Origin of the sequence: Bacteroides sp. AM23-12 (assembly GCF_003434395.1) — a bacterium.
In the GTDB taxonomy this organism is placed as follows: domain Bacteria; phylum Bacteroidota; class Bacteroidia; order Bacteroidales; family Bacteroidaceae; genus Bacteroides; species Bacteroides thetaiotaomicron.
The window spans coordinates 1-2,721 of sequence record NZ_QTLF01000076.1 but is presented as its reverse complement, the minus strand read 5'-3'; the positions used below and the strand labels follow the sequence as shown (position 1 = coordinate 2,721).

At 45.3% G+C, this 2,721-nt stretch carries 3 protein-coding genes and 1 pseudogene; 1 reads left to right on the top strand and 3 read right to left on the bottom strand.

From position 1 onward, the window contains the following. Window positions 1-484: HU family DNA-binding protein (locus tag DW640_RS23070; RefSeq protein WP_117578993.1), on the bottom strand; the 484-nt coding region annotated here is incomplete at its 3' end. Between the two features lie 414 nt (window positions 485-898). On the opposite strand from DW640_RS23070, the gene DW640_RS23060 reads away from it, so the two are divergent. After that, complete coding sequence (locus tag DW640_RS23060; protein WP_008765886.1) at window positions 899-1,156, top strand: DUF4248 domain-containing protein; 258 nt, start codon at window positions 899-901, stop codon at window positions 1,154-1,156. Window positions 1,157-1,446: 290 nt separating this feature from the next. Here DW640_RS23060 and DW640_RS23055 read toward each other — a convergent pair whose 3' ends face one another. After that, window positions 1,447-1,890 carry a VOC family protein gene (locus DW640_RS23055; protein WP_008763467.1) on the bottom strand — a complete coding sequence of 148 codons (444 nt, stop codon included), beginning with the start codon at window positions 1,888-1,890 and terminating at the stop codon, window positions 1,447-1,449. 329 nt (window positions 1,891-2,219) lie between these two features. Next, a pseudogene (locus DW640_RS23050) lies at window positions 2,220-2,721 on the bottom strand (DNA primase); the annotation flags it as partial.

Genomic DNA, 2,721 nt, shown 5'->3' with positions numbered 1-2,721 from the left:
TGCCGCCGCCACTACCGGAGCCTCCGCCATCACCGCTTCCTCCCGAAGCCGGCGCATTCTTGGAGATGAGTTCGAAGACCATGTTATTGTCCCCGCCACGTGTGGTAGCCGTGCTGTCGTTGGCAAGCCGCAGAGAATTATCGACCTTGAAACGAAGGTTGACACGAGTAATATTCCTCACCGTACAGTCCTTTTCCTGTTCCACACCGGGACAAGTAAGCGTGGTATAGAAAATCCCCAAGCCGTCAACCTTCACCTTATTCCCTGCTACGAGCACCTTCTTCATCGAGCGGACAAAGGATTGCATCACGTGCTCCACATCTTCCACCGAAAGCGAACCGATCGACTCGATCTCACGCGCCAGCGACTCGATAGAATAAAGTTTCGATTCCCCCGGCTTGGGTTTGAGCACATACACTATCGGCGATTTGTCATCACCAATCTTTTTTTTGCGCTGATAGCGCACCACAGACACTGTTGCCATACTGAATTTGTATTAAAGAAAAGAAGGACATTCTCCCTTTCTGTTGGTGAAACAAAGATACGGCAGTGCATCGGCGATTTCCCGGATTACAACGGACTGCACCGGACTATGACGGGATAAAACGGATAAAGACGGATTAAGACGGATTAAGACAGCATAAAGCAGAATAAAGTGAATTAGAAACAGATTGAAAGCATACTAAAAGCGAATACAAAGTAACCATAAAGCAGATAAAAGCTGAAAAAGCTCCCAACCAACCCCGAATAAACACCCCCCAAAAAGACAAGCAGACAACGTGAATAACAACTAAATAATACAAGCATAAAAGCAACACTTTCATGAGCAACAAATTTGCTAAATCCAGTAAAAAACAGTAACTTTATACCCATTACAAACCCTACAATTAAATCAAAAATGAAAGCAAATACAGATACCCTGCAAAAACAGGAAGAAGAAAAATCCTTCCAATACCGCAGCTACGGAAAAGGAGAACTCGCCATGCTATATATCCCCAACGTCCAGCAACAAAGCGCAGTAGACCGCTTCAACGAATGGATCGAAGCCGCACCCGGACTAAAAGAACGCCTGCTATCCACCGGCATGAATCCCCGAAGCAGACACTACACACCCGCACAAGTACGACTGATCGTAGAGGTGCTGCAAGAACCTTGAAGATAAGTATTAAGTATTGGTGCCAATCAGCAGTTAAAACAAAATAAGAATAGTTCCGGACAAGATACCCGATTAACGTATAAAGCTGTCCGAAAAGTAGATAAATACTATCAACCTATCATTCAGCACACGGAGAAGAATCTCTTCTTTGACTAATATAAAGAGCTGATTCTTCGGCAGACTTAGGATGACAGAGCAAAACGATAGCAGACGTTCTCTTTTCGGACAGCCCCATTCAATATCATTTTCCGGCTCACTCGGATGAGCACGTTGCTTTTCAGCCGTGTCTCTTAATGAAATTTCTGATCTTCTTCGATAAGTTCCTGGCTAAATTTCTCCGGTGCCAAAGGGGTAAAGAGTTCTATAAGATTTTCTTCGGGATCGCGCAGGTACAGGGTACGCATCCCCCAATCGGGCATATCCGTAGGCTCACTGATAAATGTCACGCCTTTTGCTTTCAGTGCGACAAAGGTTTCGTCCACGTTATCCACACTGAATGAGATCATTAATTTTTCACGCATCCCAACAGGCTGCTGCTTATCTGCATTACCTGCCGAAGGCGCCATCCAGTCGGATACAAAAAGGGCGAGACCTTCTATTCCGTCGGCTACTTTAAAACTGGCGTATCCGCTATTCTCATCTCCCCAGGCCGGCTCTAATCCGAGTTGTTCGGTGTAGAATTTGAAGCATCCGGCGAAGTCCTTTACTAATAATCTTACGTTACTAAATCTCATTGTTTACAGATTAATGGTTTATTATTTGTTTCTTAGAATCGAAATGCAAATATAATCATTCTATCGGATGACGTTTCATGAATCCGTATTTACCTCAAAACTGTGCGAAAATAAAGTAAACCGGTATCAAAATGAATCACCATTCAACCAGTGATCCACATCGTTACTCATCCCCCGTGACCTGTTACCCACCACCCTCACCAACTACGATTATTACCTATTACCTATTACTTATTACCTAATACTTATTACCTAATACTTAATACCTAATACTTATTACCTAATACTTAATACCTAATACTTAATACCTAATACTTATTACCTATTACCTATTCAAACAGCTCCTTCTCCGGCAACCAGCACGAGCTGTCATTGACAGTGTTTCTGACCCGTTGTTCCGGTGGGACGGACGGGTCTTGGGACTCTTCGCAGGGGAGGTAACGTCCGCTGACGGGATCGTAGACAAAAGTAGCCACACCACCTGCTCCGAGGTGTTTGAACTTCACTTTTTCGACATAGACACGTGTCACTCCGACCTCCTTGTCACGCTCCACTACCAAGCCATAATCCGCCTTGTTGAAGAAATCGGCAGACCCGTTTACGTCGTACATTTCCGGACGCGGAGTATGGTTCGTCACCGGATTGCGGTTCATCTTTCGGGGGTGCGCCACAAGAATCACCAGACAATTATATTGCGTGGCAAACTCCGTAAACAGATTCAGAAAATTGGAAAGATACTGCGTTTCCGATTGCCCCGGCGCGGGGGTATGCTCGAAACGGTTGACCGGGTCGAAGACGAAGATGCGGCATCCCCGACGCAGGACAAGCTCA